The sequence below is a fragment of the Rhodococcus sp. OK302 genome (genome assembly GCF_002245895.1).
Lineage (GTDB): Bacteria > Actinomycetota > Actinomycetes > Mycobacteriales > Mycobacteriaceae > Rhodococcus_F.
Map to the genome: position 1 here is coordinate 5,951,036 of NZ_NPJZ01000001.1, position 20,852 is coordinate 5,971,887.

The 20,852-nt window shown below is 58.8% G+C and carries 20 protein-coding genes; 7 read left to right on the plus strand and 13 right to left on the minus strand.

Going from position 1 to position 20,852, the window contains the following annotated elements; all coding sequences use genetic code 11:
• Positions 1-30: 30 nt before the first annotated feature.
• From BDB13_RS27065 to BDB13_RS27085, 6 genes are all read right to left on the minus strand, one after another.
• Positions 31-1,284 carry an oligosaccharide flippase family protein gene (locus BDB13_RS27065; protein WP_176459678.1) on the minus strand — a complete coding sequence of 418 codons (1,254 nt, stop codon included), beginning with the start codon at positions 1,282-1,284 and terminating at the stop codon, positions 31-33.
• Positions 1,281-2,648, minus strand: coding sequence for an O-antigen ligase family protein (locus tag BDB13_RS32290; RefSeq protein WP_176459679.1), 1,368 nt, complete (start codon positions 2,646-2,648; stop codon positions 1,281-1,283). Before BDB13_RS32290 ends, BDB13_RS27065 begins: the two co-directional genes overlap by 4 nt.
• Positions 2,645-3,703, minus strand: coding sequence for a nitroreductase family protein (locus BDB13_RS27070; RefSeq protein WP_176459680.1), 1,059 nt, complete (start codon positions 3,701-3,703; stop codon positions 2,645-2,647). Before BDB13_RS27070 ends, BDB13_RS32290 begins: the two co-directional genes overlap by 4 nt.
• A gap of 74 nt (positions 3,704-3,777) precedes the next feature.
• Positions 3,778-4,716, minus strand: a complete 939-nt coding sequence (locus BDB13_RS27075) for a glycosyltransferase (protein ID WP_094274495.1) — start codon at positions 4,714-4,716, stop codon at positions 3,778-3,780.
• Between the two features lie 4 nt (positions 4,717-4,720).
• On the minus strand, positions 4,721-5,707 hold the full coding sequence (locus BDB13_RS27080) for a glycosyltransferase (RefSeq protein ID WP_094274496.1): 987 nt from the start codon (positions 5,705-5,707) through the stop codon (positions 4,721-4,723).
• A gap of 22 nt (positions 5,708-5,729) precedes the next feature.
• Positions 5,730-7,250: a sugar transferase gene (locus tag BDB13_RS27085; protein ID WP_094274497.1), complete on the minus strand. Its 1,521-nt coding sequence runs from the start codon at positions 7,248-7,250 to the stop codon at positions 5,730-5,732.
• 1,215 nt (positions 7,251-8,465) lie between these two features.
• Between BDB13_RS27085 and BDB13_RS27090 the strand changes: the two genes are divergently transcribed.
• On the plus strand, positions 8,466-8,837 hold the full coding sequence (locus BDB13_RS27090; RefSeq protein WP_254922977.1) for a helix-turn-helix domain-containing protein: 372 nt from the start codon (positions 8,466-8,468) through the stop codon (positions 8,835-8,837).
• Positions 8,838-8,851: 14 nt separating this feature from the next.
• Here BDB13_RS27090 and manA read toward each other — a convergent pair whose 3' ends face one another.
• The 4 genes from manA to BDB13_RS27110 all read right to left on the minus strand — a co-directional run bounded on the left by manA (position 8,852) and on the right by BDB13_RS27110 (position 12,755).
• Positions 8,852-10,054, minus strand: coding sequence for a mannose-6-phosphate isomerase, class I (gene manA, locus BDB13_RS27095; RefSeq protein ID WP_254922978.1), 1,203 nt, complete (start codon positions 10,052-10,054; stop codon positions 8,852-8,854).
• A gap of 30 nt (positions 10,055-10,084) precedes the next feature.
• Complete coding sequence (locus BDB13_RS27100; RefSeq protein WP_094274500.1) at positions 10,085-11,008, minus strand: UTP--glucose-1-phosphate uridylyltransferase; 924 nt, start codon at positions 11,006-11,008, stop codon at positions 10,085-10,087.
• A gap of 231 nt (positions 11,009-11,239) precedes the next feature.
• Entirely contained in the window at positions 11,240-11,938 is a 699-nt protein-coding gene (locus BDB13_RS27105; RefSeq protein WP_176459681.1) for a GAF domain-containing protein, read from the minus strand.
• Between the two features lie 58 nt (positions 11,939-11,996).
• The gene (locus BDB13_RS27110; RefSeq protein ID WP_094274502.1) at positions 11,997-12,755 is read right to left on the minus strand and encodes a GAF and ANTAR domain-containing protein; all 759 of its coding nucleotides are present in this window, start codon (positions 12,753-12,755) and stop codon (positions 11,997-11,999) included.
• Positions 12,756-13,064: 309 nt separating this feature from the next.
• Between BDB13_RS27110 and BDB13_RS27115 the strand changes: the two genes are divergently transcribed.
• The 4 genes from BDB13_RS27115 to BDB13_RS27130 all read left to right on the plus strand — a co-directional run bounded on the left by BDB13_RS27115 (position 13,065) and on the right by BDB13_RS27130 (position 15,723).
• Positions 13,065-13,754, plus strand: a complete 690-nt coding sequence (locus BDB13_RS27115) for a GAF and ANTAR domain-containing protein (RefSeq protein WP_176459682.1) — start codon at positions 13,065-13,067, stop codon at positions 13,752-13,754.
• Between the two features lie 23 nt (positions 13,755-13,777).
• Positions 13,778-14,566: an ANTAR domain-containing response regulator gene (locus BDB13_RS27120; RefSeq protein WP_094274504.1), complete on the plus strand. Its 789-nt coding sequence runs from the start codon at positions 13,778-13,780 to the stop codon at positions 14,564-14,566.
• A 211-nt stretch (positions 14,567-14,777) separates the two neighbouring features.
• On the plus strand, positions 14,778-15,230 hold the full coding sequence (locus tag BDB13_RS27125; RefSeq protein WP_141210700.1) for an ATP-binding protein: 453 nt from the start codon (positions 14,778-14,780) through the stop codon (positions 15,228-15,230).
• 289 nt (positions 15,231-15,519) lie between these two features.
• A complete protein-coding gene (locus BDB13_RS27130; RefSeq protein ID WP_003943666.1) occupies positions 15,520-15,723 on the plus strand; it encodes a cold-shock protein in 204 nt (67 codons plus the stop codon).
• 104 nt (positions 15,724-15,827) lie between these two features.
• Here the strand turns inward: BDB13_RS27130 and tatA are convergent, their stop codons facing one another.
• The 3 genes from tatA to BDB13_RS27145 are packed head-to-tail and all read right to left on the minus strand — an operon-like array spanning position 15,828 to position 18,331.
• Entirely contained in the window at positions 15,828-16,025 is a 198-nt protein-coding gene (tatA, locus tag BDB13_RS27135) for a Sec-independent protein translocase subunit TatA (protein WP_094274506.1), read from the minus strand.
• The gene (locus tag BDB13_RS27140; RefSeq protein WP_094274507.1) at positions 16,025-16,696 is read right to left on the minus strand and encodes a Rid family hydrolase; all 672 of its coding nucleotides are present in this window, start codon (positions 16,694-16,696) and stop codon (positions 16,025-16,027) included. Before BDB13_RS27140 ends, tatA begins: the two co-directional genes overlap by 1 nt.
• Before the next feature lie 54 nt (positions 16,697-16,750).
• Positions 16,751-18,331 (minus strand): flavin monoamine oxidase family protein, encoded by a 1,581-nt coding sequence (locus BDB13_RS27145; RefSeq protein ID WP_094275246.1) that lies wholly within the window; start codon positions 18,329-18,331, stop codon positions 16,751-16,753.
• 239 nt (positions 18,332-18,570) lie between these two features.
• On the opposite strand from BDB13_RS27145, the gene BDB13_RS27150 reads away from it, so the two are divergent.
• Together BDB13_RS27150 and BDB13_RS27155 are read left to right on the plus strand one after the other, a co-directional pair.
• Positions 18,571-20,097, plus strand: a complete 1,527-nt coding sequence (locus BDB13_RS27150) for an APC family permease (protein WP_094274508.1) — start codon at positions 18,571-18,573, stop codon at positions 20,095-20,097.
• Entirely contained in the window at positions 20,097-20,849 is a 753-nt protein-coding gene (locus tag BDB13_RS27155; protein WP_094274509.1) for an IclR family transcriptional regulator, read from the plus strand. The genes BDB13_RS27150 and BDB13_RS27155 overlap by 1 nt, the downstream gene beginning before the upstream one ends.
• The last annotated feature ends 3 nt before the right edge of the window (positions 20,850-20,852 follow it).

Consider the following 20,852-nt stretch of genomic DNA (forward strand, 5'->3'; position numbering starts at 1 on the left):
GTTCGGAAATTCTCGCCCTGAGCGATCTGATCACAACGCACCCTTCAACACATCGAACTTCGTTTGCATACGCCGATTCATCAAGACCCACATCCCTACTGCCCGGCCACAGGCAACTATCGCCAAGCCGATCTGTGAACCGATCACGCCGAAATAGATACAACCGACAATGACTGCTCCGATCGACATCGGCGCTGTCACGGACTTCAGTACAAACGCCTCCTTAACCTTGCCGATCGCTCGAAGTACCAGACCTGGACCCACTCCCATCGACACCAGACACGTCGCCAAAGCCACAGAGGGGAGCAACGCGGATGCACCGGGCGCCGCATCACCCAGCAGTCCCGTCATAACACTGCTGGGGAGCAAACTGAGCGTCCCGACACAGACCAGCCCGGACACTGCGATGAGAGTCGCGTACATTGCAGGAACGGATCTCAGCCGTCGGAACTCCGAGCGTCCCGCCATCCGTGCCACTTCTGGTGAGAGCGCAAATGTCAGTCCGAGTGTGAGAATGGACAGTGGCATCAGCAACATCTGCGCGCCGCGATACTCGCCGGCCGCCCCCAATCCGGCAATCGCCGCCACAAGGAATGTCACCAGTTGTGCAATTCCCCCGCCGAGCAGGTAGTCGAAGGCGTACACGAGACCGATCCTGAAGCTGTCACGAATCCACGAAACACAGTCTCGCCACGAAAAGGACAGTCGCAGGCACCAGATACCGTAGACGACGCTGCACAGCGCTCCGATCGTCCAGCACAGAACCAACCAGGCCACCGAATGTCGGTCGTATGTCAGCCAGATCAACGGCAACTGCACTGCAATCCAGACGCACTCCAGCACAAGAGCATTGCGTGATCGCTGCGTTGATACGAGGACGAACCGGATGGCGTCCTGCGCTCCCACCAGTGCACCGGCAACTGTGAATGTCGCCGCGAGGATCCAGTTGCCTGTAATCAGTCCGATCACCGGTAACAACAGCAAGGACACTGCGCCGGCAAGCAACGCCGACGATCCCACAACGGCGTTGTGGCGTCTGACCCCTTCGTAGTGGGAGACAGACTCCTCACCGAACGTCATAGGTTCGGAGGTGAAACCCCGAACGATCCCGACCACCAAGCCGTTCACAGCCATGAGGATCGCGAAGAGACCGAGGTCGGCAGCGGAAACGGCTCTGGCAACAAGGACAGTGAGCAGGAAATTCGATCCGTTGGAGGCGATTTGAGAGGACAGTGACCATCCGACTCTACGAATCCCGGATCCCGCTGCGAGTGGATTTTTCACAATGCAGGCTCGAGTCGACGCGCCGAGGCAGTCTCCGACGCGGTGTCCTCGCCTGATGATCGAGCGTTCACATATTTTCCGATTGCCAACCCGCTCAACATCATCAGCAACTGAGATGCTCCAGCGTCGTTCATGTACGGATGAATGAACATCAGCACCATCAGCCCGAGTATGGCGAATCCCAACGCACCACACACACTCGCGCCGAGCGACTCACCGGACATGGAAAAGGATCGCCCGGCCTTACGCAATGAAGAGATGAGGGCCCACATCAGAACGAGGAACAGAAGCAAAGCCGGCACACCGGCGATCACCAGCAGATAGATGTACATGGACTCGAAGTACGAGAAGACTCGATCCGTCGAGCGAACCGGACCGTATCCGATGAGTAGATTCTCTTGGACCAGCGGGAGGTAGTCGCGCATCCAGACGTTCAGCCGAAACTGGATGGTCTGCGGCAGAATTCCGCTCGAGACCGTCGACGTTTCCTGCATTTCGACTCGACGATCGAGGTAGTCGGATACCGGACTGAACTTGACCACCACAAGAACAAAAAGGGCGGCCGGCAGCAGGGCGAACCTTTGTCTACTCCGGAGAACGAAGAAGGCGAATCCGATGAACCCGAAGGCAATAGTGCCGAAGGTCAGGCTCGACAGCAATCCCCCACCGATGCAAGCAGTTACGACCAACATGGACGCGGGGCGCTTGAACAGCTTCACGTTTCGGGAAAGGCAGGCCCCTGCGATGATCAGACAGAGCGCCATGTACCCGGCATAGGCGTGCCAGGAGTTGAAGATTCCGACGCTTCTCGGGACTTTCCACGAAATCGGGTTCAGAATGGACATGTTGTTCGTCATCGCCGAACCGAGCGCCCTCGCGAAGTGGACGCCGAACGCCTGGAGAAGTCCCACCAATCCCATCGCTGCGCTGAGCACGAGTAGGTACTTCACTGTGAGGGTGAGGATTCCGGGCAATCCACCGGCGGCGAACGCACCCAGGTAGATCAACAGCAGGATCGTCGGCCCAAGTCCGTAGTTGATGAAGTCCGATGAATAGAGCGAACTGGAGACCATGATGTGGTAGGCGCAGATAGCAGCGACGGTGCCGGCGTACGCGACAAGCGCCCAGAACACCGCACCACCGATCATCATTCGCCGGTGTAGTCGAAGCACCATGATGCCGACGAGTGCTACGGCAAGTACCTCCGAAATCCGAAAGCCCGGGACTATCAACCCGCGTGCGGTTCCGGCGAGAGTCGGAATCAGCACAAAAGCGAACGCGATGAAACGAACGGAGCCGTCAGCGCGATCAGCCTCGAGGTCACCATCACGAACAACAACAGCCGAACCCCCAACGGTGTTCATCCCCGGGACTCACCGGAAGTCGTCAACGCGCGGAACTCCGGTGGCCCCGACTCCAGGATCACGCGACTGAGCAATCGCTTTCGCGAGATCGTGGCCTTGGCGTTGTCTGCGGCAAACCCCACAGCGATCAACATGACAACCGCCTCGTCGTCCTCGATCGACAACAACCGCCGAATCTTCGCGTCCTGCGCCTTTACTGTGCTCCAGTTCAAGCAGCAGCTCGAAATCCCTTGATCCTGCAGTGCATACACCAAGCTCATCGCGAACATGCCACCGTCCACAAATGGCTGGTTCCTCTCGCCCGCCGAGACGAATGCCGTCAGATCCGACGTCACGACGAGAACATGACTCGCAGTGTGCCCGAATCCTCGATTTCCGTTCTGCAGCGCCAAGACTGAATCCGCAGCCACGCCGCGCGGATAGATCCGGACCCTCGACGACTGTCTGTTACAGACGCTCGGCGTCTTTTGCGCAATGACAATCGCGTGCTCGAGACGCGCGCGGTCCACAAGTTCGTCCGAGAAGTTTCGAATGCTACTTCTGCTCTCGGCAAGATGCTCGAAGCTCCAACTGCCCGTCGAATCGGAAGAATCCTCCCGCGGACTCTTGACCCCACCATAGTGTTCCTCGGCGTCGACGAGAGCGCCTTCGAGCTGAACAAGGACAGCGGAAACCTCTTTCCACCAATCACATTCAATGTCACCGAAGGTCTTCTCGTAAGTGAGCAGTGCTCCCATCGAAGCGCCTGCAATCGACACGTCGAAATCGTCGGTATCCATATACAGCGCCAGGTTCGATACCAGCCGCTCGACCACGTCCCGTCCGAACCACGGTTTGGGCTGAGGAAGACTCAAACCTTTCTCCACACGGTGATAGTCCATGGTGATCTCGGCTTCGACGATTTCCCGGCGCTCGGAAAAAACGACTCCCGAGCGGCGGGAGAACCGCCGTGCATCAGCGACGTACGACACTGCGAGATGCGTCAGCGATCTCGTTTTTCTCACTGCAGGCTTGGTCTTGAGACCGTTCACGACCCACGACTTCACACTGTGCACTGCACTACTCCACATTCATTCGAGATCGTTCTTCGTCGTGATCGTTGATCACTGTGATCGCATCAGAGTCACTCTCAACAGGTAACGGACTTCAACTCGTCGATCGACCGCGACTGCTCGCGTATCCGGTCGTTGAGCACGCCGGTGGCCACTCGCATTTGCGCTGCGCTGTCCTGCGACACCGTGCGCAACGCGTTCGCGATCTCTTCCGACTGCATCGGATCCACGTAGTGTGCCGCCTCGCCGAGAAATTCCCGAAGGACACCGAAATCCGAAGTAACCTGAGGCTTTCCGTACATGAGCGCTTCGTAGCCAGCACGCTGCATCGTGAAGTCCCGGGTAGTCAACGCCACCACTGCAATCGAGCTACCGAGAAGATCGAGATACTCTTCGGTCTCCAGAAATCCGGTGAATTCGATGTTGTTCGGAGCACGGTCCTTGATCTTCTGTGGTGCGCGTCCGGTAAACGCAAAGGTCAATTCCGGACACAAACGTGCCGCCTCGAGGAGTTCGTCGATCGGCTCATCGCTCGCGTAACTCAGAGGGCACAGAACAATATTCGTTGTCGGCTCCGCAGCGCTACGACGGGCCTTCGAACGGTCCGCAAGGATGTCATGAAGAACGACGGACCTAACCCCGGCCTTCTCGCACCGCTGGCGCAATGGTTCGTTGGTGACGATTGCAGTCGAATTGCGCAGCAGTCGAAGCCCGATCGGTGTGAACCACTTCCATTTCGGATCCAGGAAGAATCCGGTATGCAAATCCGCAACGAGTTGACGCTTCCGTCCCTTGAACATAAGGACGGTCAACAGCGCCGGAGCGGGGGGCATCATGAGGTAGATGCTCGCACTGTCCGACTCACGCAGTTTTCCGACGGTCCACCGAATGGCCGAACTGTACCGGCGCAGTAGATTACCTTGTGTATCAGCCGGTTCCAGGAACTCGGCTTCGATCCCGAGTCGCTCGGCCAACTCCTGGCTGCGGCCGTGATAACTGATCCAGCTCAGAAACATGTTGTTACCAATCTGTCTGCTCGATTTTCTTCATGTGGGCACGGTGGATGTCGTCCCGCGACAAGTGCTCGGACTCGACCGATACAGCCAGTCCGGATTCGCTGATCCACTTCGCAATTTGACTCTGGTGATCGTCGACGTGCTCATCGCGGTGTTTACGGCGTGCGACCACTACTGGGCTCTTACCGCACTCGAGGGCCCGGATGATCGTGCCCACTCCGCTGTGAGTGATCACTACGTCGCTGTCGCGGATCGCCGACTCGAACTGAGCGTCCCGCATAGTCGACACCACGGTGCCCGGCAGATCGGACCGATCCGTCGCGCCCACCTGCCATACCGTGTCACCATCTGCCAGGCCGGTACCGATGACTGCGTCGATCATCGAATCAAAGCGATACGGCTGTATCGTCCCCAAAGTCACGAAGAGCTTCAGGGGCCGCGAGAGCGGTGGCCTGTCAACCGCGCAGTACGAACCGAGCACGTTCCCGTCGAACTTCCACCTACCGGTAGCCCAACTCTGATGTTGGGTACGCAGAGCGGCGATCCTCGATGCCGCCAGGAGATTTCCGGTCAGAGACGGACCGTCTGTCCGACAGACACTCTCGATGTATCGAGCTGGGATCTGAACCGAGCGCGCCGCCGGGAGTGCCGCCAGAGCGAGAGCGGCGCCTGTACTGACGGCCTCGTCAAAGGTTTCACCGCTGTTTCGGAGAATCTTCCGGATCTGCGAGTACGCACCGAATACTCCTTTGAAGTCACGCGGTGCGATGTATGGAACGAACATGGTGCGTCGTCCCGCTAAGAGCGATCGACTCTGATCTGTATCGAACGTGATCCAGAGCGAGTCGTCGGATGCCCGCAACTGCGGCGCTAACCTTGCCAGCTCGGAGAGATGTCCACCGGTTGACGCAGCGAGCACAAGTTTGCGGCACGCGTTCGAGTTGGCTAAACCTGCATCAACAGCTGACTTGGCTGCCCTGTTGTGCCGCATGGTGTTAACTCCGGTCCTCGTTCTAGTACGCGCCGTCGCTGCCGACAACAGCCTTCAGCGTTTTGGCGACGATCAGGACATCGCCCATCATGGACCAGTTGTCGACGTAGGAAAGATCAAGTCGCACAGTCTCTTCCCATGAAAGGTCCGATCGTCCACTGACCTGCCACAGCCCGGTGATTCCGGGCTTGACCAGCAGGCGCCGCTTCACGGTCCCGTCGTAGGCTTCTACTTCGCGTCGCAGCGGCGGCCGCGGTCCCACCACACTCATCTCGCGCCGCAGGACATTGACGAACTGAGGAAGCTCGTCGATGGAATACCGGCGAATAATCTTCCCCACCTTGGTCACTCGGGGATCTTCACGCATCTTGAACAGGACGCCGGCGCCTTCGTTGTTTTTCATCAGCGCCTCGACGTGCTTGTCTGCATTCTGAACCATCGACCGGAACTTGAGCATGGGGAACGGCTGTCCGTCGAGGCCCATACGTTCGGACTTGTAGAAGATCGGGCCCTTGCTTGTCGCCTTGACCGCAATAGCTGTAGCAAGGAGTACAGGGCTGATGGCAAGCAGAATCAGCGAAGCGAAGAGAAAGTCGAACGACGTCTTCGCGAAACGCTGCGCACCGTGATAACGCGGCCGTTCGACGTGAATGAGCGGTAGACCTGCCACCGGTCGCATTGACAAGCGCGGGCCGGCCACATCCAGGATGCTCGGCGCAACAACAAGATCCACATCTTTGGTTTCGAGATCCCAGGCAAGTTTCCGCATGCCGTCACACCCGAGCCGTTCCGTTGCGGTCACCGCAACAGTGTCGGCCTGGACAAGATCGAGGGCGCCGATGACATCGTGCTCGTCGCCGAGGATGGGTATCTCCCGGCCACCGACGGTAATGACCTTGTCTTTGGCGCCGATATGCCCGGGGACGCAAACTCCGACAACACGAAAACCGTCGGCCGTTCCACGTTCGAAGTTCTCCGCCAGATTCAATACCGCGCTTCGACTTCCGACCACAAGCACCGAAGTCTGGAACTCGCCGCGAGCACGCCTGCGCGCAATCAACTTTCGACTCACCATGCGACTGACCATCAGCGCACCCAAACCGAGAGGGAAGGCAAAAGCCAAATAGAGGCGTGCGATATCGAGCTGAAGTAGGAGACTCACGATTGCGATCAACCCGAAAAGTCGAACTGTCGCAATGAATATGCGGCGATATTCCTCGGGACCACTACCGATCACACGAATAGAACGTGTCCGGAAAATGTCGAGGGAGGCCAACCACATTCCGGCAAGAGCCAGGGACACACCGGTGTAACTGAGGTGGCCGAGCACTCCCGATGTCATCGAGGTTGCGTCACCACCGAATCGGAACCACTGCGCGAGGAACACGGAAGCAAGAACGATAACCACATCACCACACACCAACCGGCGGCGGTACACGGCTTCCCATTGACTCCGAGGCGCGGAATCGTGAGTCGCATCCGGAACCGCTCGAGGTCGCCTGTGCTCGGAGTTGTGCAGCGTGGATACGTCGAGCGCCGTCACGGAATCAGTCCCTTCTTCATCGTGGACCCAGGGGTGGGGACGACTCGTAGCGAAATGTTCCCCGGCATGCGATCAATACGGATCGGAGCAAATTGTTCGCATCCCGTACTCACCAAGGGAATTCAGATCGATCGAGTCGCACATGCAAGTCGAATGGACTTCATTTCAACACTGTCTCAGCGAAGGATCAAATGCGATGATCGTGCAGTTCAGACCCGCTGAGGGTTCTAGTTGCACAAAGTCGAACCCAGCCACACTTTGCCGGACTTGTCCAGTTTTCGCAGACCGACTGAACGTTCAACTATCCAGGCCCAAGAGAGGGTTTCAAGTAATTTGTTCGTTAACCAAGCCCAAAACCTCGGATCGACGGGACGTTACCGACAGGTACGCGATAGCTCAGCCGGACCGGCGTCACCGAACCTGCAGTACAAGTGACAGATCGGCAACGTAACTGCGCCCCAGCATTTTTCGTGGGACAACGACCAGGCGGAGCGGGGACCTACGTCCTACGCAGGGAATTTGGTCCCGGAACCCGCAACTTGAAGGCGAATCGCGCTCAGGCACTTCACAATACGGCGGACGCCGGCAAATCAATCTGGTCAGCCGTCCAGGTGATCACCGAAATTATGGTCAAAAAAGTTTGCGGTCATCCCACCATGTGGAACGTAAGTGGTTTCGTCGCGCGAGTACGCACAGATCGAACTTCCAGTGCGAATCTCACCGCAGGCAGCGGGCCGGAATATCGAGTACACAACCTTCCCGCGCTTTTACGCTCCTAAGATCGGAAACGCCGGCGATCTCACCCCGAGTAGGGTCGCCTCGTCAGTTTCCGGCATTGGCATCGTTCATCCTCGGCGCGACAATAGTGCTCTACGGGCAACGGTGCCGCACAGACAGCGACTGCACACGAATCTGATCGCGTACATAAAGCACGGCCAGATAGCGGGCTCTGATGAGCATCGCGCAACCCAGGGCGCGTACCCATTGTTTCGCAATCGCCCATATCGGGAATAAACATTCCATGGACTTGGAAACTGATGACATGCATGACTAACCGCTGGGCGAAATGCCCCGATAGTCGGAGTTGTTTTGTAACTGCAGCGATGCGCGAAATGTATAAAGAGATTGCCACAACGTGACAGAAGCGACATTATTTCGGACAAGCCCGACAGGGCAAACTGGCATAAGCGGACATACTCAGGCAATATGGCCGTTATGAGTGGTTTTTCCGAATGGGTCAAGAATCAACTGGAACTTCGCCAGCATGGGGATATCCAGGATGCTGCACGTGCGCTGAAAATCCGACCATCCGAATTGGGTCGATGGCTCGCATCCAAACGTCCACCGACACAAGACACCATGCGGACTGCCAGCCGCATCTTCGATGTGCCGATCCTGGAGATCCTCATCGCCGCGGAGTACCTGACGGCAGAGGAGGCACGGTTGGACCTGCGCACCGTCCCGACGTCGACGCCCCGCGCCAAAGGTCTCAGCACACCAAAGCTGAGGAACGAACTGTCCCGACGGATGGATCTACAACCGGGCAGCAGGTTTCCCACGGTCAGCACTGGGACCGCTGCCGACTGACACCACCACTGCGGTCAGAACCCGCCGACGGATCCGACAAAGAGTTGCCCATGCGGGCCGTCTGCCGCGACGCTCAGTTGACTCTCGCCGGCCGGAACCCAGATTGCCTCACCGCTGCCGATTCTGCGTGCCTTCGATCCACACCGGATTGTCGCTCGCCCCGACGTGCACAGCACTATCGAGGGTCCGGGACTTTTCACTACGCGCTCGGCACTGTCGTCGAGCTCCCACCGGGTGAGCGTGAATTCACGAGCGGGAGTGGGATACGTGAATTCCGTTGCGGTGGGATGGGGCCGAATAACATCAGCCGAGATCGGATTGAAATCGAGAATTTTCGACAACTCGGCGACATCGACATGTTTAGTGGTCAACCCGCCGCGAAGCACGTTGTCGGAATTGGCCATGATCTCGACAGCAGTGCCGCTCAAATACGCGTGCAGGTTGCCCGCCGGGAGATACAGACCTTCTCCGGGAGCGAGGGTAACTCGATTGAGCAGCAAGGACATCAAGACCCCACGGTCCCCACGATAGTTTCGCGCAAGCTCCGACGCAGTCGACAACTCGGCGCGGTACCGGTCCACGACGCTTCCCCCGGAAGCTAACAGAGCGGTGATTCGCTCCAGGACCACGTCGCTCGCGCGCGCATGATGTTCACTCGACATGCCCAGCCAGCGGATAGCCACCTGTTCCAGCTGTTTCGGCGTGGGAGTGGACGTCAGGGCCGCAACATCTTCCGCCAGATCCGGAACGTCGATCGCGGTCAGGAAATCCACGGTTTCCGATATACCACGAAACCCTGCCAGAACCTCGAACTGTTCGAGGGCAACAACTAATTCCGGCTTGTGGCGATCATCTCGATAGTTGCGATGCGCTGCATCCAGCGGAATTCCGGCACGGTTCTCGGCATCGAATCCGGTACGTGCCTGCTCTTCCGTGGGATGCGCTTGAAGTGAAAGAGGTTTCTGCGCTGCAAGAACTTTGAGTAGAAACGGAAGCTTTCCACCGAATGCATCACTGCATTCCTCACCCAGTCCTGCCGCAGGGTCAACTCCGATCCGGCCGAAGAGCGTAGCGGGATCGGAACTCTCCAGGAGCGGCGACGGTGCTGATTCATGTGCACCGAACCACATTTCAGCTTCGGTGTGTGCTGACGGGACGGGCCGACCGGTGAGCTCGGCCAGCGCCGTCCGTGAACCCCAATCGTACGATTTGATCACGCCTGCGATCAATTCCACTGCGGTGCCCGATCAGTAGGTAAGTTGCGGATCAGGTTGACGCAGACGCTCTTCCAGCCACACACGTAAGGCCGGGCCGTAGTCGTCTCTACCAAGCGCATGATCCAACGACGCCCGAATGAAGCCGCCCGGGTTTCCGAGGTCATGCCGAGTGCCGTGATGAACGACCACGTGAACCGGGTGCCCTTCGGCGATCATGAGGGCGATGGCATCCGTCAACTGCAACTCCCCACCCTTGCCCGGTTCGATCCTGCGCAGCGCATCGAAGATCTCACGATCGAGGAGATAACGACCGACAGCCGCCAATGTGGAAGGAGCTGAAGATGTTTCCGGCTTCTCGACCATACCGACAACCTTCAACACGTCACGGTCATTGCTTCCGTGGGCAGGTACCACATCGAAAATTCCGTAGGCGCTGACCTCGTCAGGTGCAACATCGAAGGCACACAGAACCGATCCACCGTATTCGGACCTGACCTTCGCCATCCGGTCCAAGACACCACTGGGATGAACCAGATCATCAGGCAGGAGGACCGCGAAGGCATCCTCGTCGTCACCGAGAACTGTTTCGGCGAGTCCCACCGCGTGCCCAAGACCCAAGGGCGATTCCTGCACCACTGATTCCACCGAAATTAACGCGGGTGCTTTGCGGACCTTCTCGAGCAGATGAAGCTTGCCCGACTCCTGCAACTTCCCTTCGAGGACAAGATCTTCGAGAAAATGCCCGGTCACCCCGGCTTTACCGGGCGCCGTGACGATCACCAGACGGCTCGCACCCGCACGCGCGGCTTCACCGGCTACCAGTTCGATGCCGGGTGTATCCACCACGGGCAGTAGCTCTTTCGGAACGGTCTTGGTTGCCGGAAGAAAGCGCGTGCCGAGGCCTGCGGCCGGTACGACGGCAGTCTTGACCGAGCACCTGTAAGTCGAAGTCATCAATCACCTTTCAGGGCAGCACTACGCACAGTCCTACTGCGTACCGCGACCGAAACAGCGTGTGGATTCCCACCATTCGCACGTTTTGTGCGAGCCGGCCGCAAATGTTGCCGCCTGGAGAAGCACTAGACCGCGAACCTACCGCACACACACCGGTCCTCGCGAGAGCAGCAACCACACTCGCGCACTACGTCCACTCCACACGCAGACGTAGGTCCCGGGCCCTTTGCCTCACCGAAACCCTGGGTCCTCGACCATTTTCCGGGCGTACTGCGTCAGTGATATTCCCTGCGCCTTCGCTGCCGCGACCATCGTGTCCGTCGCAGAACCGATATCGAGGTCGTCGAGTTCGGCGATCATTCCCGCTGCCAGTTCGATCGTGGATCGAGACAACAGAATTTGTTGCGCAGCCACCGTCGCGGCCTCGGTCCGGTTGTCTATCCCCCGCATAGAAAGCGCAATCGCCGCCAAATCGGCCATCGATTGCCCGTAGGCGTTGCTTCGCTCGCGAGAGTTCCACGGGTCGACGGTGAACACGGCCAACGACCCCAGCGTGGCCTGCGCCAGTTTCAGGGGAAATACACGGCACCCCCCGAGTCCGTGGAGCGCGGCGCTTTCCGCGAACGCTGCCCATCGCGGACTCGCGATATCGAAATCGTCGATCATCACAACAGATCCGTTGAGTGCGCTCAGTGCAACCGGAACACGATGAACCAAATCACGGGGCGGTTCGAAGCCCAATTCGATGGACTCGCACACGAGCTCGATTCCGGGCGCGTCGACCGACTTCAGTACGAGCACACACCACGTTGCACCGAAGGCACGACGCGTTCGCTCGGTGATGGTCGAAAGAAGATGCTGGGAGTCGAAATCGGTAGTCAACAGATGAGTGATCTCGGCTATCGCTACCTGTGCCAAGGGCGTGTTCATCGGCATACTTCCTCCCTCGTCGCTGTTCGCCATACTTGCACTTCGCTGGGTCGATTCGTCACTCGCCCTCACCTCCGCGGTCGGAAAAGCGGATACGCCGATGAACAACGTCGGCGGCCACCTCCCAAATCGGCTGGCCGGTTGAAAATGCAGTTGCTCGCAACCTCGACAATGCTTCGGCCACAGAAACTTTCAGCTGCACCGCGATCATCCCGACCGCCTGATTGACTTCCGGACGGTGAAAAGCGTTGGTCACTCCCCCACCCTCCGGATGATCATCAAGCAACAACTCGTCCAACAGCGCTGCGGCGATAGCCTCCGCGGACACCGCAGCCACCGTCATCTGACTGCCAGTCAGTGCGCCGGGAACTCGCCGGTACAGTTCCAACACTCCGAAGACTCTTCGTCCACCACGGAGAGGAAACGCATACACCCCGCCGACGCCGGCACGTTCAGCTTCGTTGGAGAATCCGGGCCACGCAGAAACTGACGGGGCATCCGAAGTGTCGTTGCACAGAACCGGTCGACCGGAAAGAAAGGCGTCGACGCACGGCCCGTCGCCGCTGGTGAACTGAAGTTCGTCGAGATGTTGGGCAAGCGCATCGGTCGCGTACATCAGTTCGCGCGCTGAAGAACTACTCAGTACCGTGACTGCGGCTCCGTCGACAGAAGCGAGCGAAACACACTTTTTGCACAGATCCGCTGTCACCGGGAGTTCGACGGCCGCCCGCGCACTTCGGCTGAAAGTCGGGTTCGAGGCGTCATCCCCGTACGATTCGGGACTACCTTGCCCGTTGCCGCGAGAATGCGTGTCCACGGGTTCACCTCCTCGCGCATCCGACGTCGAAATTTCAGATCACCATGACCACATTGCGTGCGCTATCAAGGTGACATCGTCACGAGGCCCGCGACGACGCCGAACAAGCGTACTGTCGAGATTACCGAATATCGGGACATCTCCGGCGCGCGACCGGGTTGGACGTGTCGATGCCACAGAAAAAATTAGGTGGCGGTCATCTGGCGCGCAGATCGGGTTCCGATTCCAATGGTTATTTCCCGTGAGCCTCGCTCGTCTCCGGACAGGTCCGATTCGTTTCGACGCGCTCATCGCGTGGACCCGATCGCTATGGAACGACTCCAGCGTTACCTGGACATCTCCGCCGACACACCGGATCGTGTGATCGAGCTGATGACTCGATGCACCGGCGCCGCCGTTGATCTTATTTCGGGCGTTCACCATGCCGGTGTGACAGCGACGTTGGACAAGACACCGTTTACCGTCGCGCCGACAGATCCCCTGGTCGAGGCATTCGACCGCGCCCAATACTCGTTCGACGAAGGACCATGCCTGCACGCATCACGATCAGGCCAATTCGTGCGCATGTCTGTCGGCGAACTCGAGGAACGTTGGCCGGCGCTGGGAGTAACCGCCCGCGCCGCGCATCTCACCGATTTTATGGCAGTACCGCTCTTTTCCGAACGATCACCGGTGGGTTCACTCAATCTCTACTCGCAGGCCAGCATCGACCACTCCACTCGCGACCGAGATCTGGTGACCGTACTAGCCGACTATCTGGGACAGGCGCTCGAAGCTGCGTCGCAGGATCAGCGGCGGGGTCAGGCAGCTGCCACATTGCGCCATGCCGTCGGGGCGCGAGTCGACATCGAACGCGCAGTCGGCGTTTTGATGTACCGCCACGATTGTGATGCGGCAACCGCATTTCGCGAACTCGAAGCACTTTCCGATCTAAAATCGGACAATATACTCAAGGTAGCCCGCAAGATCCTCGGAGCGACCGAGGATGAGTCCATCTGAGAGAACACACGTGCGAGGTAGCCATGACTGAACGAACTGAAGTCGAACTACTCGATGCCGAGTACGGCAGCGTAATCCACGGTAATAAGGTCGACGGCAAGGTAGTCGACCAACTCGATGCCCTTGCAAGCGCGTTGGCCGATATCGCAGCAGGACTGGGCAGCAACATCACGACCGATGAGCTTTTGCATCACGTCTGTACCCTCATTGTCGATACCATCCCCGGCGCCGATATGGCCGGGGTAACTCTCCTGTCCGAAACTGGTTCTCCTCGTACTGCGGCAAATACCGACAGCGCCGTGATCGACGTCGATTTCGATCAGTACGCCTCCCGCGAGGGGCCATGTCTCGAAGCTGCACGAACTCGGTCCGTCGTGAGTGCCACCGTCGCCGAATCCGAATCGCGCTGGCCAACTTTCAGTGCGCATCTCGGTAATGCCGGCGTACAGAGTTTCCTTTCTGCGCCGTTGTGGGTCGACGAGCGACATGCAGGCGCCCTCAATATCTATGGTCGCGGCCCTCATGGATTCAGTGAAGTCGACGTATTGATCGTGCGTGTCTATACAACGTCGATCGAAGGCCTGCTTCGTATCGCGCGTGAAGTCGAGTTCGCCCGGAACGAGATCGCCGGCCTCAACGCCGCTATGAAATCCCGGGCGACGATCGAGCAGGCCAAAGGGATACTGATGGCAATACGCGGGTTCGATTCCGAATCGGCGTTCCGGGTCCTTGTGGAGGAGTCTCAACGATCGCAACAGAAGTTGAGTGTGATCGCCGAGCAGATCCTGAAGCGCGCTGAAGCGGCACGTTAAATTGGGACAAAACAAGTATTTGTCATTAAACGGACTGAAAGTCCGTCTTTCGCCATTTTTCATAACCATCGGTTTACCCCGAGTCTCGACGGGGTATTGCTCAGTCGTAGGGGTCGGCCGACACTCGCCCGACACCCTGCGGACACCTAACCACCAGCCGACTCACCAAGAGGTTGGACCCCGAAAAACTCGACTCAGGAGACCAATGCCCGTGACCATCTTCCCGACCGAAGTGGACGCAGGATCTTCCATCCCCACAATCGCAACTGTTCGCGTACGCGCCGCAGCGGAACAATTGAGCACCCTCCGCGGATTTACCGGCACTATCGCCCTCAACCACGGTTTCGACGTCGATGCCGTCGCCGATCTCGAACTTGCCATCGACGAAACCGCCGGCATGTTGATACCCCTGGCAACGCCGGGCACCGATATTGTCTGCACTTTCGAAGCCCCTGTCGACGCACTCCGGATAGTCATGTCCGTGACGACCAGTTCCAGCGTGGCTTCTTCTCAACACTCGTTCGGATGGTTTGTACTCGAGGCACTCACCGATAACGCAGTACTCGAACAATCTCCCCTCGACAAGAGCCCATCGGGTGATGCAAGTAACAGCTCGACGGTGACAGTGACACTGCTGAAGAACCTTCTTCAACGAGGCGAGTAACACAGACCTCGGCCACTTTCTACATGATCGAAGGCCTTCGATAACTCGTCGGGAGCAAAAAATCTTTACCGACACCCTGCCAGCACTACACCCCAAAAAAGCATCATTAATGCAGGTCAGATGCAATATTGCGAGCGCGGGACGCCAACACCAAGGTCCCGAATGTCCATACTCGTTAGGGTTTAGTGCAAGTTATCGAAGACAGAAAAAGAAGAGCATGGCAGGATCAAGGGTGAGACCGAACTCTCGATGGGAGGGCTCGGCTCGATGGATCCAGGAGAATTTGGTTATGGCTCAGGGCAGTGTCAAGTGGTTCAACGGTGAAAAGGGCTTCGGATTCATCGAGCAGGAAGGTGGCGGACCGGATGTGTTCGTTCACTACTCGGAGATCCAGGGCAGCGGCTACAAGTCCCTCGACGAGGGCCAGAAGGTCGAGTTCGAGATCGGACAGGGCCAGAAGGGCCCCCAGGCTCAGAACGTTCGCGCCATCTGAGTTCGATCCCCGTCTGACTTCAGACTGAAAAGGCTGGACGCTCGCACTAAGTGCAAGCATCCAGCCTTTTTATGTCTCGAGTCTCATGCCTCGAGGGATTTGTTTTATCTACGGCTCTGACTCAGTGGTTCTTCGAGATCGAGCGCGAGGTCGCTACCGGAGTGCAGTTCACCGACTTCGGTTTTGAGGATCCGCATCGACCTGCCCAATCCCCGGGCTGCGTCGGGCAGCTTCTTCGAACCGAACAACACCAGCAGCACAACGGCAACGATTGCCCAGTGGGTTGGGCTGAGCGCACCCATCAGGCGGGTTCCTTACCTTCGGGGTACACGGCGTCGACCTCGACCTCGACGAGCCACCCCGCTACCGGTAGTCCGGCAACTTCGAGCGCGAAGCGAGTGGGTCGGGCGCTGTTCCGTTCGATCGGTGCAATTGGTGCCGCCGTCCCCATCGGAACCAACTCCGTGTCCCCGGTATCGAGGTTCGTGTTAGCGAAGAACTGCCGGTAGGCGCGATTCCATCCCGCGTAGTCGGCTTTGTCCGCACCCGGTGCGTTGTCGAGGAATACTCGCATAGTGACGACGTCTTCAAGACTCAGACCTTGGGCTTCGAGATTGTCGCGAATCTTCTTGAGTACGTTGATGCCTTGAGCCTCGGTGACGCTCACTCCGGCCGGCAGAACTCCGCCCGAGAACTGAGAGTCGATATACGACTCGGGAGAGCCTTCGGGTGCGGTCTTGTTTCCGGCCGACGGTCCGATACCACTGGTCTTGTACATCGCGGTGTCACTACCGATTGCCACACCCTGTGCGATCATCGGATTCGCTTGTCCGGCTTCGAGTACCGACTTCGAGACGAAGGAACTCTTGACGGTATCTGCTTCAGCTGTGTCCGTTGTGCAGGCGGTGGCCGTGCTGAGCACGACTGTGGCAGCGAATGCAGCAGCGACAATTTTGGTGGTGCGAGATTTCATGGTGTGCTCCTCGGAAAAGGTGATTGATGGAGACGGCCTGCTGCGCGGTCCGCGCTATGCGTCTTGCGCAACACGCTGGTGGAGGTGAGTGACGACGTCCTGCGCCGACGTGAAAGCCCCGTGCTGCCAAGCGATTGCGTTCGAGAGGTGATCGCCGGCGAAGTAGATTCGATCGACAGGTTCAAGCAACTTCGTGTATTCGGGAGTTGCGACGCCACCGTGGGAATCTCCCGCACCGGCCCAGGACGCCCAGGCCGACTCCGAGTACTTGGTACGTCGCCAACTGCCCGAGAAGGAAGAAGAAATATCGCGGGTGTACTTCTCTCCGTGGATCTCCGACCCCTCGGCAATAGCCTTGGCCAGCCTTTGGCGGTGAGTCAGTGATTCGAATGCCTGCTGACGCTTGCCCGAACTGTAGTAGGCGACAACAATTCCCCGGTCGGAATTGAAATGGTCGTAGGGGAACATGATCTGAGAAATATCGCGGTCGGTGTTGGACGCACCGCCGTAGATGCGGTCTTCCGTCTCCCACCAACGACGCGAGTACTCTATGCCAAGTTTGCCTGACGAACTCGGCTTGGCTGCATCCAATGCCAGCAGAATATCGGCCGGCAGATTGTTGTCCAGCCGCTTGATCAGGTGTGGCGGAATGGTGCAGATTGCGAACTCGGCCGTGATCGACTTGGCCTTGCCGTCTACGACGTAGTCGACGGTTACTCCCTCGGGCACGTTCTTCATTCCGCTTACCTCGGCACCGAATTCGATGTTCTCCATACCGATTGCGTCTTGGAACTTGTAGTAGATCCGGTCCATTCCGCCGACAGGAGTCATCATCGTCATGGCTTGGTCGTAGCCGAATTCGAAGGAGAAGGCCCGTCCGATTCCACCCTGGATGACATCACTCATGCCGAACGGTTCGATTTGAGTGCCGAAGTTCAGGCCGGCACCGGGCTCGGCAGAATGGCCACGGCGCGACGATCCGACGTAGCGTCCGTCACTGGACAGGTCACCGAAGTCCTTGAGGAACGACGACAGCGCTTCCTTGTCGTCCTTGCTCAGGACTTGGTCGAGAGCACCCTGATTGGTGGCCTTCTGCAGCAGTTCCGACATGTACCCGTAGGTGTCGGCCTTGGCTGCACGGTAGGTGATCGACTGGTTGGCAAGAGGTTTGGTGCCGGTGTAGTTGACCATCGTGTTGGCATTCTGGTTGCCGAACATCTGGAGTTCGACGCCCAGTTCACGGCAGTAGTCGACGGTGATGTGGTTCTGTGGAATTCGGGTGGCCCCGAGATTGTAGAAATGCCCCTCGGAGAACGTGCAGGTTTGGGTCTCACCGCCCAGGTCCGTCTCCTGGGTTCCGTTGCGGATGGACCAGACTCGCCCGCCCGGTCGAGTGCGCGCTTCGAGGACGGTGACCTTGTATCCGGCCTTCTGCAATTCGTAGGCCGAGCACAATCCGGCGGGGCCGCCGCCGAGGATGACGACGGAGTGGCTGCCCTTGACTTGCCCGATGAGGTCGCCTGCCGCCGGCGCTTGAAAACGACGCGGGGTCGCCGATGCTGCCGGTGCCAAACCGATGGAGGACATCGCCCCGAGCGCAAGGCCCGCGCCGCCGGTGATACCGAGACTGCGCATGAAAGATCTACGTGTGTATGCCAATTCAAGCTCCCAAGTGTGCGCCCGGCGACCCGGGTGGTTGGTTCGGAACCCAGCATGGTCGGTCGATGGGTCGAGAACTTGTCGCGCAGGAAACGGTCCGTGATGTTCGAGTGAGAATTCTTCTGCTTTCGTTGCCACCTTGTCTCAGGCGAGTGCGATCAGCGGAAGCATGTTCGAAATATCGCTGTTACAGAGTCCGACTAGCGTGACGCGACATGTCCGCTCTCACCGAAGCCATCGCGAAGTCCTTCGCGACGCGCGCCAAGCAGCCACCGGCTCGCTCGCCGCTGCGCGCTCTTGGGCGTCGGCAACTTTCGGGTGCCGAAGTACTCGCGCAATCGGTGGCGACGACGGCGCCCGCGGTCTCGATGGTCGTCCTGCCCGTCACCATGCTGACACATGGACACCTGCTCGGCGGAATGATCACGATCATCGTCGCAACAGTGTTGGTGACTCTGATCGCGTTCTGCGTATCTCAATTCACCAGGCGAATGGCAGCGTCGGGCGGACTTCACAGTTTTGTGTTCCGAGGACTCGGCACCCGAGCCGCCCTCACAACTGGCGTAGCCATGCTGGTCAAGTACCTCGGCAGCGCGGCTATGACCTTGTATCACGGTGGACAAGCAGCCATTGCGCTACTCGGGTTTGCCGGCATACACCTGCACAACACATTTCAGGTGACCGCTCTGTATGCGGGCATCTCCGCGCTGATACTCGGCGCCCTGGTCCGCAGCGTCAGATTTGCGGCCTGGGCAATCCTGATCGTCGAGGCCTGTTCACTGCTCTTCATCATCGCGCTCATGCTGATCGGCCGGTCGGGAAGTCAACAAGCACAGATTGTTCCTCCGACATCAAGTCACGGACTGTTGCTTACGGCGTTGGCTGCCGTATTTGCACTCGCCGGCTTCGAGAGCGCCGCATTCTTCGGTCCCGAAGCCCGGAGACCCCTGGTGACCGTCACGCGCACAGTACTTCTCACGCCCTTGATCTGTGGTGGACTGTTCGTCTTTGCCGGATGGGCAGCGTGGTCCGGACGCAGCGATACTCTGGTCAACGCATATCTTCACGGCACCGCAACCGGCGTGAGCCCAGCAGTGGTGATCGCGCTCAACATCGGGTTGGGGTGCTCGTGGCTGGCTTCGTCGATGGCATCGTCGAATGCTGCTTCGCGCCTGATCTATTCGTTCGGGATCGAACGTCTTATCCCCCGCCGATTCGCCTCCGTACACAGCGTCTTCCGCACTCCCCACATCGCATTGAGTGCTGTCATCACCGCAGTCCTGCTGGGTGGCGGCGCATTTGCGGTTCTCGGACGAGGTGAGATTTTCGACGATCTGCGTCTGACGGTGCGCGGCGCAGTCATCCTCGCCTACACTCTGGTGGCAATCGCGTCCCTCGTATTCCTCACGCGCATCAGCGAACACACTCCCGGCATTCTTGCCGCTGCATCGTGCGGTAGCGGCGCAGGTGGCGTGACTCTCGGTTATCTGGTGTATGTCAACATGATCGACCATTCCTATGTCACACCCATTGCCGTGCTGTCGATCCTGATGTCAGGCACATTCTGGCAGCTCTATCTTGCTCAGCGCAGCCCGAAAAGCCTTCTCCACATCGGAGCCTTCGACAGGCCCGAGACCGAGGACGTACTTCCGGGCGCGGGGGTATTCACCACCGATGCAGCCGGAAACATCGTGCTGGTACGCGAATCGGTTGTGGGCGAATCGGCGACGGGTGCCCGCTGATGGTCGGTAGACCTCGAGATCTGGGCGGCCATGAACCGCGAGCCGTGCAGCGTGCGCTGGCGCTCCTCGAATCGGTTGCCCGTCTGGGATCCGGCGCACGAGCCAAAGACATTGCCGCACTTGCCGAAATTCCACCGGCAACCGCATATCGGCTGCTCAACATCCTCGTCGCCGATGGATACCTGGTTCGGATCGCGGACCTTTCCGGATTTGCGCTCGGCCGACGCACCCGCGAATTGGCTGGAGCAGCAGGAGAACCCACGACTGTGGACAACGCCGCGATTCTCGAAGAACTCCGGGAGCAACTCCGCTACGGGATCTACCTCGTGTCGTATACCGACGGAAAGATCAGACTCGTCGACCGCGATCCTGATCACGAACTCAGCGGTGAACGCACTCTGGTGAGCGTGCTGCATGCGTCTGCCATCGGCAAGCTTTTGCTTGCTTCGCTGGCCGAGCCGGCAGTTTTGCCGCTTCGGAAAGTTACCGCATACACCATCATTGATGCGGATCGCCTCGAATTGGAGCTCTCGCGAATCAGGCGCGGGGAGCCGGCTCGTGAAGTCGACGAAATTCGAGTGGGCCGCTCAGCCGTCGCCGTACCGATTCACGATGCGCAACACAGCGTCGTCGGAGCGCTCGCGGCGATCGGACCGACTGGCAGACTATCTACCGAGGACACCGAACTGTCAGGTTTGCTCCGTGAATATGCCGACAAAATGGTGTCTCCGGAACTCTCCCGCGCAAGCTGAGCG